We start from the raw sequence: 16,552 nt of genomic DNA, 5'->3' as shown, positions 1-16,552 counted from the left end.
TAACGTGAAAATTCACACCCCAACATTTCTCGCTTTTACCGTGATATCTCTCTCTCTGAACTGCTATGAGGTGCTTGCACACGATATACCACCGGTTTTAGTTAAACAGGATTTTACTGTGCAGCTGAAAGACCAGACGGTCTCATTGGGCGAAAGATGGACAGATGACGTTGCGCATAAATTTGAGCTGCCGGTAGAGGGCCATTTTGTCGGTGAGGTTCCTTTTGACGAAACCCACTATACATTCTACCAGCATCAAAAGACGGGGTTCGGCATTTATGTTTCCAATCTCTGGTGGGATAAAGCCGAACGCAGTATTGATGACTATATCGTGTCGCAGATTACGCTGACCGCAGGGGAGGGTAAAACGCCGCGCGGTATTCATGTGGGTTCATCTGCCGGGGAACTCAGCAGGACATATGGCAATGGTCAGATTGAAAATGATGCCGGGGAACAATGGTGTTTTTATCAATTGGGTAACAGGCTGCTCTCTTTCGAGATTAAAGACGACAAGGTTGTGACAATAACAATGAATTACGACAATGGCGCCCGGGAGTAATTTGTGACCAGGAGATATTTGGCATGCGCATTGTTCACAGCGCTATTACTGGGCTCAGTTGCAACATCAGCCGCGCCTGAGCTCTCGCAATATAATGCGCTCGATACTGTAAGCCGTATCGTGAACGACAGCGAAGTGAAAGAGACGCTCAGGAAGACGCTGGGTAGCGATTACGAGACGTTTATTAGCAACTTCGATGTCTTTGGCGAACCCCATGCCACCTCAGACGGAGGGCTGTTTGTTGAAGGCTGGCTAAAAGATCTTTATCTGGAAAATGCGTCCGCTTTGGTCGTTGAACCTGACGGCAAACTCTATACGGCCTGGGTCGTTCCTGAGTCAGAGGTTGTTCATTATCAGTCATCCGATCGTAGTCAGGTGGTGAATCCCGATATTCAGCAGTGGGCGACCAGATTCAAAGCGATGCATTTTGCAACGAACAGCCCGGCAAGACGCGCATTTGACGGGGTATGGACAGGCGAATCGGGAACCGACTCGACGTTAACCCTGCGGTTAGTGGAATCAGGCGACCGTATTTCCGGGTCTTATTGCTATATCTCTCAGAGAGGAAACCGCATCGATTGTCCTGCAGAGGATGAACGCAACCTAAGCGGTACGATTGCAGGCAATCGGGCGAACGTTAAGTTCGACTCCACGTTTGGCGGCGTAGATGGACAAGCAGTTCTGGAAATTAACGCAAGCAAAATGGAATGGCGTTTAGTGACGCCTCCTCAGAAAGGGAATTATTATGCGCCACTGCGTTATACGTTAAATAAAGCGGATCCCGTTCGTAACGCTGAAACCAGAAAGCTCGATACCGATAAGTTCACTATTTCTCTGGTAAATAAATGTGGGCGTTTCGAGAGTGAATGTAGCCAGATGTATTATCTCGGTGTACGTAAAAGTGATAACAGTACGATCGCCTTAAAAGGAAAAACACTGCAGGATCCCACAGGTAAAGTAATCGGCTCAAGCTATAAGAATAGTGAAGTTACCTATACCGTGACCTATGCACCACTGAAACTGGTTGTCAGCAAAGGCAGCCATATTTTAGTTGAGCAGCAAGGTCACTGGCTTAAATAATAAAATAGCCAGTCAAAAGTTCAACGTATCTCTCTCAATATCAATTATCCCGGATCCCCTATGAAATACACCCTCCAGGAAGGTTCATTTTCCCTTTTTCCTGCGGCCTGGCAGGATAACAGCATGAACATTATTCGCGATGACGAAAGCGGGCTGTCCGTGGTGGTCAGCCGCGGCGCTATCCCGGATGGCAGCGATTATGAGAAAGAGTTTCACCGCCAGTGGGATGTCCTGCGACCTCAAATGGGTGAGATTGCCCAGAGCGAATTCCGGCACGTGAAAGCCGGGCCTGACGGAAAAATCACCGGTCTGGAAGTTGAAACCCACTTTGACCATAACGGGCAGCGCCTGTGGCAAAAACAGCTGGCCGTGCAGACGCCAGGCAAACCGGTATTGATGATTTTCACTCTCTCAGCACTCAGAGCATTTACCGAAGAGGACGAGGAGCGCTGGAGCGCGCTTAAGCAGAGTCTGACGCTAAACGACAACCGGAATGTGTAAGGCATGAGCGATAACAACGCGGCCCGTAAGGGCGACGAGATTATTCACTCCAGCATTTTTGCGGATATCACCAGCATTGTGGCGGAAGGTGCCGCTTATGCGGTGATCGGCGCGGCGGTGGGGGCAGCAGCTACCGTGGCGGCGCCATTGCTGGGAGCCGGTGCGGCAGCCGCAGGCGTGGCGGCGATTGGCTCCAGCTGTTTGCTCAGCGGCATCATTGGCGGCGTTCTGGCAAACGTGGCGGGGATCACAGACGATATCAGCAACGCCGCAGAGGGGTTAGGCAACGCGCTTTTCCCGCCGTCGCCTGCGGGTAAAATCACCACCGGCTCCAGCAACGTTCTGACCAATGCGCTCCCTGCCGCGCGCGCGGCAGGCACGCTGACGCCAGCAGATACCCCGTCACCTGAGCCGCAGTCACCGGGCAGCTTTGCCGATTACGCAGGCATGCTGCTTTCCGCTGCCGGACAGTTTGGCAGCGAAATGTGGCAGCCGAGCGTGGCGTCAGCCGCCGCGGGGACCTCGCCGCTGGAAGAAGACAAGGTGGCGTGCGAAAAGCACTCCGGACCGCAGTACCTGGCGGAAGGTTCAAAAAGCGTTTTCATCAACGGCCAGCCTGCGGTGCGTGCGAAAGATCGCACCACCTGTGAAGGGACCGTTTCCGATGACGTCTCCCCGAACGTGATTATTGGCGGCGACACGCTCACGGTTCGCGATATCAAAAGCGGCAAAACCCCAGGCCTGGCGCTGGGGATGATTGCGCTCTCGTTGCTGCGCGGCCGTCCGGGCAAGATTTTGAAAAACATGCCCTGCGCGCTGGCGGCAGCCGGCGGCGGGATGCTGGCCGATATGGCCGTCAATGCCGTGTTTGGCTCTTCGCACCCGGTTCACGCCGCCACCGGCGTGAAGGTGCTGAACGACGATGATGAACTCGATTTCTCGCTGCCGGGGCGCTTCCCGCTTCGCTGGCAGCGCAGCTACAACAGCCTGACCACCCGCGAAGGGCTGTTTGGCCTGGGCTGGGCTACCTCTTTTGACAGCTATCTGAGGCTGGAAGAGAACAGCGCGACCTGGTTCGACGAAACCGGACGCGAGCTGAGCTTTGAACTGCCTCCTGTCGACCGGGCGTTTTACAGCATCAGCGAAGGCATTATTATCCGCCGCAATGAGAGCGGCGACGTGGCAATTGCCGACGATGACGGCGCGGTGTGGCGTCTGTACAAACCGACCCGCGCCAACCCCTCCATCCTGCGTCTGGCCTCGCTGAGCGATGAATACGGCAACGCCCTGCTGACCGAGTGGGACGAGCACGGACGTCTGGTTGGTCTTCACGATGAGCCACGGGCGATAGATGTCACCCTGCGCTATGAGGACGAACGGTTCCCGCAGCGCGTGACCGCAGCCAGCCATTTCGACGGCGACCGTACCTGGCCGCTGATGCAGTGGGGTTACGACGCACGCGGTCAGCTGGCGAGCGCGACGGATGCCTCTGGCGTCGTCACCCGCGAATACCGCTATAACGACCACGGCCTGATGGTCTGGCACCGCCTGCCGGGTGGGCTGGAGAGCGAGTACCGCTGGCAAAAATTTGACCACTGGCGCGTGGTGGAAAACCGCACCAGCACCGGCGACGGCTGCCGCTTTAGCTACGATTTGGCCGCCGGGCTGACGACCGTCGAGCACTATGATGGTCAGAAGCGTCAGCACTACTGGAATGCGCAGAGCCTGATCGTCCGCTACGTAGACGAGCGCGGTGAAAACTGGCGCTACGAGTGGGATGACAACGAACTTCTGACGCGTCGCATCGATCCGCTGGGTAACGCCGTCACCTTTGTTTATGACGAGATGGGCAACCGGGTGCAGGAGATCGACGCCGACGGTAATGCCCGCACCACCACCTGGCTGGAACATCGCGCGTTGCCGTCAGCCATCATTGAAGCCGACGGCAGCGCTACCCGGTTCTGGTACGACGAACATCACGGCCTGCAGCGCGTGGTGGACCCGATGGGGCAGACGACGCTGCTGCACCGGGACGCGTTTGGTCAGGTCGTTGAGGAGGTCGATGCCGCCGGCAACAGCCGCCACCAGGAGTACAACGAGGCGGGACAGGTGGTGCGCGCGACGGACTGCTCTGGCCGCACAACCCGCTATCGCTATCATCCGCTGGGCTGGCTGGAGAGCGAGACGGGTGCTGACGGCGAAGAGACGCGTTATCGCTACGACGCCGCAGGGCGCCCGGTGCAGCTCGATCGTCCCGAAGGCTGGACGGAGTCACTCAAATGGAACGCACGCGGCCTGCCGGTGAAGCATGCCGGCGCTGATGGTAAAGAAAGGGAGTTCAGATACGATGAGGCAGGACGCTTAACCACCACGCGTAATACGCAGGGTGAGGAAGTTCGCCGCCGCTGGGACAGTCGCGGGCGTCTGATTGCCCTTGAAAACGAAAACGGCGAAGCGTATCAGTTCCGCTGGGGGCCAGACTCGCTGCTGCTGGAAGAGGTGGGGCTGGATGGCGTGGCCTCGCAATATCGCTATGACGCCTGCGGGCGCACGATTGCTCGCACCTTTGCCGCCGGGCATCCGGAGGCCATCACCCACGCCTTCGCCTGGAGCGCGAGTGGCCAGCTGGTCGCCCGCACCACGCCGGAAGGACAGACCCGCTACCACTACACTCCGTCCGGGCTGTTAAGCCGGATTGGGCTGCATCCTGCGCTTGCAGCCGACGCGTGGAGCACCGAGGCAGAGCAGGAGCTCGTCTTTGAGTATGACGCGCTTGGTCGCGTGACGCGCGAAGTGGGCGAGCACGGCGAGCTGGCGTGGCAATACGATGCCCTCGGCAACCGTACCTCCGTTACGCTGCCCGATGGCCGCGAGCTAAAGCAGTTCTACTACGGCAGCGGGCATCTGCTCAGCATTGCGCTCGATAAGCTGTCGGTCTCGGATTTTACCCGCGACGAACTCCACCGTGAGACCAGCCGCACCCAGGGGCTGCTGACAACCCGCAGCGAATACGACCGTCTCGGCCGCCTGCATCGCCGGGACGTCTTCACCGGCAGCGCTCAGCGCCCGTCGCCGCGCCGCTGGTCCCGCCGCTGGGATTACGACTACCGTAATAACCTGGTGCGGGAAGAGCGGGACGATAACCCGTTCAGCTGGTATCGCTGGCAGTACGACAGCGCCGGGCGCCTGCTGGTTCAGGACGGCACGCTGCCCGGTCAGGAGCAGTGGCGCTGGGATGCGGCTGGTAACCCGTTAGAGGGCGCTGGAGAGAAGATTGCCCATAACCGGGTCACGCAACTGAACGGTATTCGCTGGCGCTATGACATCCACGGCCGTACCGTGGAGAAGGATAACGGCCAGATCCGCTGGCACTACCGGTACGACGGCGAACACCGCCTGACGGAGGTTATCAGCCAGCCGCGGGATCGCAACAGGCCGCAGACGCAGGTCAGCTTCCGCTACGACCCGCTCGGACGCCGCATCAGCAAAACGCGCCAGCAGATGCTGGGCGGTCAGCCAACCGGCAAACCGGTGACCACCCGGTTTGTCTGGGAAGGGTTCCGCCTGCTGCAGGAGCTGCACGGAGACGTACCGCTGACCTACGTTTACAGCGACCAGGACAGCTACGACCCGCTGGCGCGTATTGACGGCGTTGATGCCCCGGAGATCTTCTGGTTCCACTGCCAGCCCAACGGCACGCCGGAGCGGATGACGGATAGCGAAGGGCAGGTGCGCTGGGAAGGGGTGAACAGCGCCTGGGGCAAGCTCCTGCGGGAAAGCGAGACGCAGGGATCAGGATATTCCCAGAACCTGCGGATGCAGGGGCAATACCTGGACCGAGAGACAGGCCTGCACTACAATCTGTTCCGGTATTACGACCCGGACTGCGGACGGTTTACGCAGCAGGACCCGATAGGGCTGGCGGGGGGGATTAATCTTTACCAGTATGCGCCGAATGCGCTGGGGTGGATCGATCCGTGGGGATTAACGAAATGTAGTAGTGGAGGACCTAATAAAAAAACTAGTTATGAAGGAGTTAGTCGAAGAGATGCATTCAGGCAGGCTAAACGTGATGCGGGAATTCCTATGAATCAGCACCCTAGAACTATTTCCAGACCAGACCTATTAGATGGGGAAGGCAACAAAATACTTAACTCAAAAGGTTTGCCGATAAAAACTCGACAATACGAATTTAGAGATTCAAATAACAAGCCTGTTTTTATCCAGGAACATAGTTTGGGACATGATAAAGCAACCTCTGGTCATGGTGCTGAACCCCATTTCAATGTTAGGCCGCCACAAAACTTGAATACAGGTAGTGTTCCGGGTACTCATGGTCATTATAATTTTGAGGGTTTATAAATGTGGTTTGACAACGCAATAGGGAAAGAAAAAATTAATTTCATGTTTGGTGGGGAATTAAGCATGGAATTAGTCGAGTTCGATGGTTTTACCTTTGAAAGGTTTTCTGATATTTCATGTCGATTTTTTACAAGAAAAATTCCTTCTAACTACCCAAAAAAATGGAAAGAGAGTAAATTCAATGCCCTTTGTATTGTGTTGACATTTGGGGATGTAGTTAAATTTGATGTTAAAGGAATGAAGGTGGGTTTTATTTGCTCTCCAGAAATTATTTCGACGGGGGATTATAGTGAAATATCTATAAAAGATGAAAAATTAAATTTCCATTGCCAATCAAAATTTCTTACAATTGAAGGTGTCACACCTTATCTGGACGAACGTTGGGATTGACGAAAATAAAGTTGAAGAGTTAACAAATGGATATATACTTCATGCTTTCCATTTGAATCTTCATTATTATTTTAGTGTGTAAGTTCGGCAAGTATTCATAAAATAACGTATTGTCCCCTCTGCAAGTGTGCGTCTTTACGCTGCAGGATGATGGCGAGTTGAAGCAATCCAACTACGACAGAGGGAGTGAACTCCGTATAGTCACAGCATCTCTCCCGGCAATGTGCAATCTTTATCACCAGCGAATTATCAAATTAAGCAGCAGTCATATTTGATACTTGTAAAGTAAAAGTTGGCGTAAAGGGTAATGAAAGTTATCGATGGTATCCGATTTAATGATTCTAATGAAAGTGTTGTTTTTAATTACTATAGTTGGGTTGAGTTAATTAAAGCGATTATTGTTAAATATGCGAATAAAACAGAGGGTGAGGCTGAGCGTATAGTGTTAGCCTCTCCACTTGTTCGTATTACGGAAAATGATTACATGTCTGTGGCTTTGCGCAGTCATGAAAGTGAATATCATTGGGCAATGTTAATTGCCTATGGTGATCAATTTTGGACAAAAGGAGTTTCTCCAAATGAACCTGAGGGATACTTCGAGTGGGAAAAGGAATACAAGAAAAAAAATAAACTGGCAGAAGATAACTTTGTTTTTAGTGAGTAAGTGAAGTGAAAATATTAAGAAGAAAGATCTTACCAGTTTTTATTGTATATTATGGCATTATTACGGTGAATAGTAGGGTAATGTCGCATAGCGATCCCTTTTTAAGATTAAAAGCTCCGCAAAAAATTATAACGTTACCTTATGTCATAAGAGGATTTTTTTTCTGTATATCTAACAAACGAATTAATTATTACTTAGATGAAAGCCTAGCTGAGAGGCAAAAGATGAGCACGGTTTACATAGTTATTTTAACCTATAGAAAACCACTCGAAGAAATCGACGCAGCGATACCTGCTCATGTTGAGTGGCTTAAAAAGGGGGACGCAGAGGGGATTTTCCTGACGTCCGGTAGACGGATCCCAAGAAACGGTGGTGTCATTCTCGCTAAGTGTGAGAGTCTTTCCTCTCTTGAAGAGCGCTTACGCGAGGATCCTTTTCAGAGGTTAAAGCTTGCGACTGTTGAGATCATTCCCTTTGAACCCAGCATGAAGACAGATCTCTTAGACAATGTGTTTTGACCCCGCAATAAAAAAAACACGCCAGGGCGTGGTTTTTTTCATTCAAGACGACTCAGACGTTGAACAGGAAGTTCATCACGTCGCCATCTTTAACGATGTAATCTTTATCGACGGGACATCTTTACCGGCAATGCCCAACGCCCGTCACCGCGCCGCTGGTCCCGCCGCTGGGATTACGACTACCGTAATAACCTGGTGCGGGAAGTACGGAACGGTAACCCGTTTAACTGGTACCGCTGGCAGTACGACAGAGCCGGGCGCCTGCTCGTTAAGTACGGCATGCTGCCCGGTCAAGAGCAGTGGCGCTGGGATGCGGCTGGTAACCCGTTAGAGGGCGCTGGAGAGAAGATTGCCCATAACCGGGTCACGCAACTGAACGGTATTCGCTGGCGCTATGACATCCACGGCCGTGCCGTAGAGAAGGATAACGGCCAGATCCGGCACTACCGGTACGATGGCGAACACCGCCTGGGGCAAGCTGTTGCGGGAGAGCGAGACGCAGGGATCAGGATATTCTCAGAACCTGCGGATGCAGGGGCAATACCTGGACCGTGAGACAGGACTGCACGACAATCTGTTCCGGTATTACGACCCGGACTGCGGACGGTTTACGCAGCAGGACCCGATAGGGCTGGCGGGGGGGATAAACCTTTACCAGTATGCGCCGAATGCGCTGGGGTGGGTGGATCCGTGGGGGTTAAGCCGATGCAATACAGGGAAAAAACCAGGGCCGCAACTTCCTGGAGGAATTGCAGAAACATTTGATAAAAGCGTTTATAAAAACAGGCAGCTGAAAAGAGACGAGACTTTTTATAAATATCATGGTGTAAATAATAGAACAGGAAGAAAAATTTCTTGGCTGACAAATGAAAAATACAATTCCGAGGAGGTTTTGCGAGAAAAGCTAGCTATTCGCCATGATTGGGGTGTTAATATTACTAATGTATCAGAGTTTAGAGTTCCTAAAGGAACGTGGGTGAGTGAAGGTCCTGCTGCAGCTCAAGGGGCAGGATATCCTGGGATGGGATAACAGGCTGTGGTATCAAATCTTCCAAGAGCATGGGTGGTTAAAACTTTAAGGGTTCCCTGGTAATGAAATTGAATAACTTAAAAAATGCACTTGAAAAAATAATTTTTGAACTTAATGCCAATGGTAAACATGAATCGGCAAATTTTTTTCAAACTCGTTATGAACAGATAATAATTTTTGGAGACAAAATTCCATTTGAAATAATTGAAAGTCTGTCAACATGCAGAGCTATGGCTCAATACGCAAACTTTTCCCTCAGGGAAGAAAAACTTTTAGATGATGTTGTTAATTACGCACTTGATATTAAAAAAATGACACCCTGATATTAAGCAAAGAGAAGGATTGATTTTTGCGAGGTTATAATTAAGCAGCGTCTGTTTTTGAAGTGCTCACTCAAACAACAAAAAACAGATAATTTTTAATAAAAGAACACTATTGGCTAGCTTAATATATTAAAATCAAAGCCAGCATCAATCAATTCATCTGCGTGCTGACGAAATTAACCATCGAAGCAGTCTTGCACCATTCCTTTACAATTTCGCACACTAAATCATGATGATAGACACTGTTCTTTTGAGGATTTGTTGGCCTTATTATTTTTGAGTGCGATTAGGCTCTAAAACTGTCTGCTAAGAGCTATTGCTGCATACGCGTATTGACGGCGTTGATGCCCCGGAGATTTTCTGGTTCCACTTCCAGCCGAACGGCACGCCGGAGCGAATTCTGCTCACCATGTTATACCCGTTGAGGTGTGGAAAGAGGAGCAATCATTCTTCAATAATATTGGCATCGGAAAAGACATGAACTCTGCGTTTAATGGTATTAATTTTCCAGGTAGCGCATCAGCGATGAAACAAGATGCAGGGAAATGTATGGATATCTTCCATAGCAGTAATTATCATAACTATAGTGACATTCTCCGTCGGCGCATTGCTCGTGTTGAGTAACGATATATTTCTGGAAGATTAGATGCTAAAGGGGCGAGGATAGCTATAAGGCGGATCCAGATTGATATGAAGAATAAAATTTGGATGGGTCATGTTCCCACAAAAAAATCAGGGGAATGAATTAATGTCCTATTATGTGATCATGAATGACTTTGAATCATCACTCATGCCAAGAAATTTACAGGGCATGGTTGATGAAAGATTACAGGTTAATGAAAACTGGGAAATAGAAGGCTCTGCCTTTCCCTTCCCTTATCGTATAACAGACGATGCATGCCCAGACCATATTTATTTGTTGTGCAATAAAAATGTTGGGGCTTTGAAATTTGACTATTATAAAAAAGACTTTGGACACTTGATGGATAAGTCTTTATTTTCAAATTTTGAAAATTATAAGCACAATGTTTTTTTTGGCCGAGATATAACACCAGTTTCGATTGGGAATGGTCAAGTTCTTCGGGATGATTTTAAATATGTATATTTTCCAGGCGGCAATGTTATAGATAAGGATAAATCTATTCTCGAAGAGGATAAGTTCGGAGATACCATACCTTTTAAAATTGAATTCAAGGATGATGCGCTAGAAAATGATATACTTTCGTTGAACGACACATTGTTAGGTGGTTTTATCATTGTTAAACAAGAGGTCAAGGAAGTTATAGACAGTAAAGGATTCCGGGGGTTGAAACTTGTTCCACTGGAAAATGCTTTAGACGTTTTTTGTGAAGATTATTTCTACGAAATACACTCAAATCGTAAAAGAAAGGGCAATAAACTACCTTAATATTGAAGGGTGTCGTGCCATTATTGATTCTTTGTTTTTCTTTTTTAATGGCGCGAAGAAGTTCTTTGGATTATGAGTACATTTTTCAACTATGGATATGGTAATTTTAAGCGTAGCCAATAATGATAACTCTTAAAGAGGAATAATGCATATAAAAAATACTATCCAAGACTTTGTCAAGAAATTCAAAATGAATGATTTAAATATGGGAGAGATAGACTATGCAGACGATGAAAATGAAACTTCTTTTCCTGTAAATTTAAATGGTGAAATTCGATTTTTTTATAGCCATTTGATTTTAAATGACCACCCAACATTTGATGGTGCATTCATTATACAGATTGTTGAGCCCCAAGAGCTTAATAAAATGTTATCAGGCTGGCGAGTTCAAAATGACACGACCTGGCGCGATGAATATATAATCTTTGCTGAACGAAATGGAGATGTTCTTTTTTGTGATACCCAAAATATCACATCTCCTGTTTATGGTAGTATTCAAAAAAGAAATTTCATTATTTCCAATTCGTTAGCCGACTTTTTGGATGCTTTTTGTTCTGCCATTGAGATCGAACAAAATAAATATGATGGTGATGCTACAGATGATGATTTTAATTTCAGAGAGGACTTTCTGGAAGATATCGATTTAATGCTAAAAAGCAAGCTTAAGGATGTTGAGGCAGAAGGTTTTAAGCAATTCTTTTTTGGCTAGGTTAATAATAAAAACTAACACTTTTAGAACCCTCCTTACTTCTGACAACATTTTTCGCTTAAAACCACTTTTATATAGGCAAGGAGGTCTCTTTTCGATTGATAATGAATAAGCATATGAAAAACGGTTTCGATAAATTTGATGAAAAAGTTACATCTCTTGTAGAAAAAGGAAACGAGTTCCATTTAAATGGGCCTCACCTAGTGAAGTTGCTGATCAGATGTGGAAAATGACAACAAAAACAGATGGTAAGTCGATTATTTTCAAATTGGGTGATGGAATAAAAAGTACTGGAGTAATATTGTTATGAATACTAAAGGAATAAATACTAGAGACGATTTTATTAAATATCTTGAGAATTTATCTTCAAATGCCAGAAATAACCTAAGTGAGTGGGAGAGCAAAGACTTACCCTCATATTTTGAATCGATGGCATCTTGGGTTGAAGATATGGATGGATATTATTTAAATCAAAAATTACCTGTTCCAGAAAATGTTAACTGGACATTTATTGCAGATATTTTAATGGCTGCAAGAGTTTATGAATAATATTCAATAATAATTGGCCGGGAAGAGCATCAAATCTTCCCGGCTTTTTATTATTTAACGTGTTAAAAAGTATGATGGCGTCCGAATCGTTCCGATGACCCGATAGGTTTTAATGGCGGTATAAATACTTACGTTTACGCCACTAATTCGTTGAATTGGGTTGATCCATTAGGATTGAAAGCGAAGTGTGCACCGACTCGATAAAATGATCATAACCAGGCGGCAGTTGGTAAGCAGTGGCAAGGAAGAGGGATTTATCAAGGCCGTTATTCTTGGTCAAACACAATGCTTAAAGAAGGCGATATTGTTTATGGTGGAGCACCTGGGCAGTCAGGATTTTATTTCGACAAAGCCACTTTAGAAGCTGCTAATGGTAGTCGACAAAAATTATGGGAAAGTTTACAAGTTCTACCTCATGAAAAATATGGGTTTAGAAGTAAGATTCAGATGTATAGAGTCAAACGAGAAGCTATTGCTGGTACGGGACAAGCTTTGTCACCAGATACTGAAATGTTAGGAAGCGGTGGCGGTACCCAATTCTTCCTTTCGAATTATAAAAAAGTTCTGGAACCTATTGGTCTTCAATTTGATATTGGGATGTGAAAATGAATTTTGACGCAGAAACTGGTGTTCTTAAATTTAATAAAAGGGTTCTATTAGGACCAAGAGTTACTAAGACAGAGTTGTTTAATAATACAAATGTAAGGTGGGAGGGGTGGCCTGAAAAAAAAGACAATAAAACAGTCTCATACAGAACTATCCTTAAAGGTGACCATGAGTTCGGAGATATATATCTAATAATTGACTTCTTGGTTCCCAATGATCCTAACTCAATAATTCGTAGTTGGCGCTTCGCCCCAGAAAAATTATTGATGGGAAAACAGAATAGACCCGAAGGGAAAGTCACCCGATGTTTAAAGGAATGGTTCAAAACTAAATCTACTATTGTTCTTCCTGTATCAAGGGAGTGGGGACATGTTGATGCTGCTTATGACCCTCATAACCTAACAGGAACAATTCTCTGCCACTATTGCTTAGACCCTCATGAATTGTAAGTGGAGAACTGGTAAAATATATGATTCAATTGAAGTTACTTATATGACTATATCATAGTGTTTCCAATATAAATTGGACAGTTGCCATCCTAAGCGAGAAAATAAAAAGGTATAAGCCATTTTGTTGACATAGATGTTACTGGCCTGGATGTAATTGAACCCCGGAAAAATACATTCTTTATCTTAAACACAAAAGATCTTGATGTCTCCGAAAGAATTGTTAAAAGTGCGAGGAGTTGTGGTTGATGTGAAAAAATACTATAAAGGTAACGTTGATTTTATTGCAGGTGAAGGAATTATTCTCAATGAATTCATAGGGGAGGTGGCCACACGACAAATAAATATTATAGATGGCGATTGTTATGCATCTTCCTCTTTGCTAGATAAAAACGAAAAAGTTGGTTTTCTGCTGTATGATGGTAAAAAAAGCGATCTGGACTTAAGTGATACTGAAGAAATTTCGAATGAGGAATTTGAAACTTTCTGGAAAACATCAACGAGTTCATTGCAAGAAAAAAAACAAATAAAGCTCTTGTCTGGAAATGCTGTGGAACCTTTGAAAAAATCCATAGTTATTGCTCACATTGTTAATAATAAAGGGAAATGGGGTAAAGGCTTTGTTCTGTCTCTTTCAAATAAATATCCTTCTGCAAAGGAATACTATCTCAATAGCTTCAATGGAAATAACATCCCAGAATTAGGTACGGTTGATTTTGTCTTGGTTGATGCTAAAGAACAGATATTTATTGCTAATATGTATGCACAAGATGGTATTAAGAAAAATGTCAATGACAAAAACCAATACGTATGTTATGCATCCCTGGAAGTTTGTCTTGAAAAGTTATCTGACTTTGCTTTAGTAAATCGCCTTTCAGTACAAATGCCAAGAATAGGCGCTGGCCTCGGTGGAGGTGATTGGGATGTTATAGAGTCATTGATACTTAAAAAGATTTGCTATAAGATGATCGATTGCAATGTAATAATTTTATAATATAAAATGATAATTTAGTAATGCATTTTATTGAATTCGATTGTTGCTTAGAAAAGGATTTTTAATTAAAAGGACAGGCGCTTGAGTATGAAAATATCTATAACAAATACAATTGAAAAAGGAAACGAGTTACACGACAGCCAAAAATACGCCGAGGCTTTAGAACAATACCAAAAGGCCTGGCAAGCTCTTCCTGAACCAAAGTCCGAATCAGAATTTGCCAACTGGATCTCTGCATGCATGTACAGCGCATATTTTGATCTTGCGGATTACGTTGAGGCAAAGAAATGGGGAGAGACGGCTTTACGGACACGTGGATCGGATATAGACACTGCACCGTTAATCGACTTGGGTATGGTCTGTTACGAGTTGAATCAATTCGATGAAGCGTATAAATATTTTAACGATGCTTATAACTACGGCAAAGAGCGTGCTTTTCAGGATAGACCTAAAAAATATCTTGAGTTCTATCTGCGTAAGAAGGCGTAAGAACAGTAATTTATACCATTCAAAACAAATCAAACGTTAAACAAGAAGTTCATTACGTCGCCATCTTTAACGATGTAATCTTTATCGATGGGACAACTTTACCGGCAATGCCCAGCGCCCGTCGCCGCGCCGCTTGGAGTACGATTATCGCAATAACCTGGTGCGGGAAGAACGGGACGATAACCCGTTTAACTGGAACCGCTGGCAGTACGACAGCGCCGGGGCCTGCTCGCTCAGGACGGCATGCTGCCCGGTCAGGAGCAGTGGCACTGGGATGCGGCTGATAACCCGTTAGAGGGCGCTGGAGAGAAGATTGCCCATAACCGGGTCACGCAACTGAACGGTATTCGCTGGCGCTATGACATCCACGGCCGTACCGTAGAGAAGGATAACGGCCAGATCCGCTGGCACTACCGGTACGACGGCGAACACCGCCTGACGGAGGTTATCAGCCAGTCGCGGGATCGCAACAGGCCGCAGACGCAGGTCAGCTTCCGCTACGACCCTCTCGGACGCCGCATCAGCAAAACGCGCCAGCAGATGCTGGGCGGTCAGCCAACCGGCAAACCGGTGACCACCCGGTTTGTCTGGGAAGGGTTCCGCCTGCTGCAGGAGCTGCATGGAGACGTGCCGCTGACCTACGTTTACAGCGACCAGGACAGCTACGACCCGCTGGCGCGTATTGACGGCGTTGATGCCCCGGAGATCTTCTGGTTCCACTGCCAGTCCAACGGCACGCCAGAGCGGATGACGGATATCGAAGGGCAGGTGCGCTGGGAAGGGGTGAACAACGCCTGGGGCAAGCTGTTGCAGGAGAGCGAGACACAGGGAGCAGGATATTCTCAGACCTGCGGATGCAGGGGCAACACCTGCATCGCGAGACAGGGATGCACGACAATTTGTTGCGGTATTACGACCTGGGCTGCGGACGGTTTACGCAGCAGTACCCTATAGGGCTGGCGGGGGGGATAAATCTTTACCTGTATGCGTTGAATGCGCTGGGGTTGGTTGATCCGTGGGGGTTGAAATGCAAGTTAAAAAAATGACTTACTGCCTGGACAATCACATCACTTAAATCAGGATGCTGCATTCCTTGACATTATACCTACTAATAGTGGAGCAGCGATCAAATTAGATGGTAATGCGTTTACTTCACCAGGTACTCCGCACTATGAAGCTCATAAATCTTTAGAACAGTTTTGGAATCAATTTAGGAAAGGCGGCGCTTCATACCGAGAAATGCCTTCCAACCTCCAATATACTCAGGCATTGAAGCATTCACTGGAGGCGGCAGGATTACCAGCAAATCAGGTTAAAGAAGCTGTCAGGTATAGTATTCAAAATCGAATAGAACATGGTGCGCTAGGTGGCATGAACGTACCTAGGATCTCCGGAAGAATAAATCAGGTTAAAACATGAAAATATCCCAGTTAGCAATAGACAGGTTAAATGAAATTAATTGGTTTGTTAATCTTGGTATGGCGACGACACTCCCCGGGGTTATCCAAACTAAGTCCCTTAGCTTATTTATAAAAGGCTTGAAAAGTGATGAATGGGAAAGTTCCACTTTGGAGGCTGGTAATGAAATAACGGGTTTTCTCGCAAAAAAACATACTAGCAAATATCAATACTGGAACTCTTTGGTCAAAGACGCTAAGAAAGTTGTGGAGAATGATATTATCCCAAAAATCACCTTCCCAGAGTCTGAGATAGTTACAATGACTGAGAGCTTAAAATGGGACCTTATGAATTTCTTGCTTGAAGATGCGTATAGTTCTCTACTACAAGAGCCATTCTTTTTTGACGGATTAATTAGTGTTTATGAAGCTGGGCATATGCCCTGTGGATGGTCAGGTACTTGGCCAGCGGGAAAACTGGTTATTTATTGATACATTGCCCGCAATAAAAAATCCACGCTAAGCTT

17 protein-coding genes and 2 pseudogenes are annotated in these 16,552 nt (G+C 46.9%); all 19 read left to right on the top strand.

Annotated elements, in window-relative coordinates; translation table 11 throughout:
- The first annotated feature begins 118 nt into the window (after positions 1–118).
- The 19 genes and pseudogenes from C1N69_RS13045 (at position 119) to C1N69_RS12945 (ending at position 16,517) form a co-directional block, all read left to right on the top strand.
- Complete coding sequence (locus tag C1N69_RS13045) at positions 119–559, top strand: hypothetical protein (RefSeq protein ID WP_244956302.1); 441 nt, start codon at positions 119–121, stop codon at positions 557–559.
- A gap of 18 nt (positions 560–577) precedes the next feature.
- Complete coding sequence (locus C1N69_RS13040) at positions 578–1,639, top strand: hypothetical protein (RefSeq protein WP_244956301.1); 1,062 nt, start codon at positions 578–580, stop codon at positions 1,637–1,639.
- A 60-nt stretch (positions 1,640–1,699) separates the two neighbouring features.
- Positions 1,700–2,140, top strand: a complete 441-nt coding sequence (locus C1N69_RS13035; RefSeq protein WP_045286900.1) for a DcrB-related protein — start codon at positions 1,700–1,702, stop codon at positions 2,138–2,140.
- 3 nt (positions 2,141–2,143) lie between these two features.
- Entirely contained in the window at positions 2,144–6,502 is a 4,359-nt protein-coding gene (locus C1N69_RS13030; RefSeq protein ID WP_155031332.1) for an HNH/endonuclease VII fold putative polymorphic toxin, read from the top strand.
- Positions 6,503–6,892: an Imm50 family immunity protein gene (locus C1N69_RS13025; protein ID WP_045286938.1), complete on the top strand. Its 390-nt coding sequence runs from the start codon at positions 6,503–6,505 to the stop codon at positions 6,890–6,892. It begins immediately after the preceding gene.
- A 307-nt stretch (positions 6,893–7,199) separates the two neighbouring features.
- A complete protein-coding gene (locus C1N69_RS13020) occupies positions 7,200–7,556 on the top strand; it encodes a hypothetical protein (protein ID WP_045286937.1) in 357 nt (118 codons plus the stop codon).
- Between the two features lie 224 nt (positions 7,557–7,780).
- The gene (locus C1N69_RS13015) at positions 7,781–8,074 is read left to right on the top strand and encodes a YciI family protein (protein ID WP_045286936.1); all 294 of its coding nucleotides are present in this window, start codon (positions 7,781–7,783) and stop codon (positions 8,072–8,074) included.
- Positions 8,075–8,176: 102 nt separating this feature from the next.
- Positions 8,177–9,104, top strand: a pseudogene (locus tag C1N69_RS22975) (RHS repeat-associated core domain-containing protein); the annotation flags it as partial.
- A gap of 62 nt (positions 9,105–9,166) precedes the next feature.
- A complete protein-coding gene (locus tag C1N69_RS13000; RefSeq protein WP_059387181.1) occupies positions 9,167–9,427 on the top strand; it encodes a hypothetical protein in 261 nt (86 codons plus the stop codon).
- A 426-nt stretch (positions 9,428–9,853) separates the two neighbouring features.
- On the top strand, positions 9,854–10,051 hold the full coding sequence (locus C1N69_RS23160; RefSeq protein WP_072049167.1) for a hypothetical protein: 198 nt from the start codon (positions 9,854–9,856) through the stop codon (positions 10,049–10,051).
- Positions 10,052–10,142: 91 nt separating this feature from the next.
- Entirely contained in the window at positions 10,143–10,835 is a 693-nt protein-coding gene (locus C1N69_RS12990) for an Imm43 family immunity protein (protein WP_244956300.1), read from the top strand.
- A 190-nt stretch (positions 10,836–11,025) separates the two neighbouring features.
- Positions 11,026–11,544, top strand: coding sequence for a hypothetical protein (locus C1N69_RS12985; protein WP_244956299.1), 519 nt, complete (start codon positions 11,026–11,028; stop codon positions 11,542–11,544).
- 306 nt (positions 11,545–11,850) lie between these two features.
- Positions 11,851–12,093 carry a DUF7660 family protein gene (locus C1N69_RS12980; protein ID WP_059387182.1) on the top strand — a complete coding sequence of 81 codons (243 nt, stop codon included), beginning with the start codon at positions 11,851–11,853 and terminating at the stop codon, positions 12,091–12,093.
- A gap of 285 nt (positions 12,094–12,378) precedes the next feature.
- Complete coding sequence (locus C1N69_RS22970) at positions 12,379–12,696, top strand: hypothetical protein (RefSeq protein WP_224752842.1); 318 nt, start codon at positions 12,379–12,381, stop codon at positions 12,694–12,696.
- 2 nt (positions 12,697–12,698) lie between these two features.
- Positions 12,699–13,148: a hypothetical protein gene (locus C1N69_RS12970; protein ID WP_154232959.1), complete on the top strand. Its 450-nt coding sequence runs from the start codon at positions 12,699–12,701 to the stop codon at positions 13,146–13,148.
- A 202-nt stretch (positions 13,149–13,350) separates the two neighbouring features.
- Positions 13,351–14,139 carry a macro domain-containing protein gene (locus C1N69_RS12965; protein ID WP_047958877.1) on the top strand — a complete coding sequence of 263 codons (789 nt, stop codon included), beginning with the start codon at positions 13,351–13,353 and terminating at the stop codon, positions 14,137–14,139.
- Between the two features lie 87 nt (positions 14,140–14,226).
- Positions 14,227–14,628 carry a hypothetical protein gene (locus C1N69_RS12960; protein ID WP_045410442.1) on the top strand — a complete coding sequence of 134 codons (402 nt, stop codon included), beginning with the start codon at positions 14,227–14,229 and terminating at the stop codon, positions 14,626–14,628.
- A gap of 79 nt (positions 14,629–14,707) precedes the next feature.
- Positions 14,708–15,656: pseudogene (locus C1N69_RS12950) on the top strand (RHS repeat domain-containing protein); the annotation flags it as partial.
- 387 nt (positions 15,657–16,043) lie between these two features.
- Complete coding sequence (locus tag C1N69_RS12945; RefSeq protein ID WP_155031330.1) at positions 16,044–16,517, top strand: hypothetical protein; 474 nt, start codon at positions 16,044–16,046, stop codon at positions 16,515–16,517.
- Positions 16,518–16,552: the final 35 nt, after the last annotated feature.

Origin of the sequence: Enterobacter sichuanensis (assembly GCF_009036245.1) — a bacterium.
GTDB lineage: Bacteria > Pseudomonadota > Gammaproteobacteria > Enterobacterales > Enterobacteriaceae > Enterobacter > Enterobacter sichuanensis.
This window is presented reverse-complemented; position numbering and strand designations above follow the sequence as displayed.

Coding starts and splice junctions, on each gene's coding strand:
- C1N69_RS13035 (WP_045286900.1), top strand. CDS start 1,700: ATGAAATACACCCTCCAGGAAGGTTCATTTTCCCTTTTTCCTGCGGCC.
- C1N69_RS13030 (WP_155031332.1), top strand. CDS start 2,144: ATGAGCGATAACAACGCGGCCCGTAAGGGCGACGAGATTATTCACTCC.
- C1N69_RS13025 (WP_045286938.1), top strand. CDS start 6,503: ATGTGGTTTGACAACGCAATAGGGAAAGAAAAAATTAATTTCATGTTT.
- C1N69_RS13020 (WP_045286937.1), top strand. CDS start 7,200: ATGAAAGTTATCGATGGTATCCGATTTAATGATTCTAATGAAAGTGTT.
- C1N69_RS13015 (WP_045286936.1), top strand. CDS start 7,781: ATGAGCACGGTTTACATAGTTATTTTAACCTATAGAAAACCACTCGAA.
- C1N69_RS13000 (WP_059387181.1), top strand. CDS start 9,167: ATGAAATTGAATAACTTAAAAAATGCACTTGAAAAAATAATTTTTGAA.
- C1N69_RS12990 (WP_244956300.1), top strand. CDS start 10,143: ATGTTCCCACAAAAAAATCAGGGGAATGAATTAATGTCCTATTATGTG.
- C1N69_RS12985 (WP_244956299.1), top strand. CDS start 11,026: ATGAATGATTTAAATATGGGAGAGATAGACTATGCAGACGATGAAAAT.
- C1N69_RS12980 (WP_059387182.1), top strand. CDS start 11,851: ATGAATACTAAAGGAATAAATACTAGAGACGATTTTATTAAATATCTT.
- C1N69_RS22970 (WP_224752842.1), top strand. CDS start 12,379: ATGCTTAAAGAAGGCGATATTGTTTATGGTGGAGCACCTGGGCAGTCA.
- C1N69_RS12970 (WP_154232959.1), top strand. CDS start 12,699: ATGAATTTTGACGCAGAAACTGGTGTTCTTAAATTTAATAAAAGGGTT.
- C1N69_RS12965 (WP_047958877.1), top strand. CDS start 13,351: ATGTCTCCGAAAGAATTGTTAAAAGTGCGAGGAGTTGTGGTTGATGTG.
- C1N69_RS12960 (WP_045410442.1), top strand. CDS start 14,227: ATGAAAATATCTATAACAAATACAATTGAAAAAGGAAACGAGTTACAC.
- C1N69_RS12945 (WP_155031330.1), top strand. CDS start 16,044: ATGAAAATATCCCAGTTAGCAATAGACAGGTTAAATGAAATTAATTGG.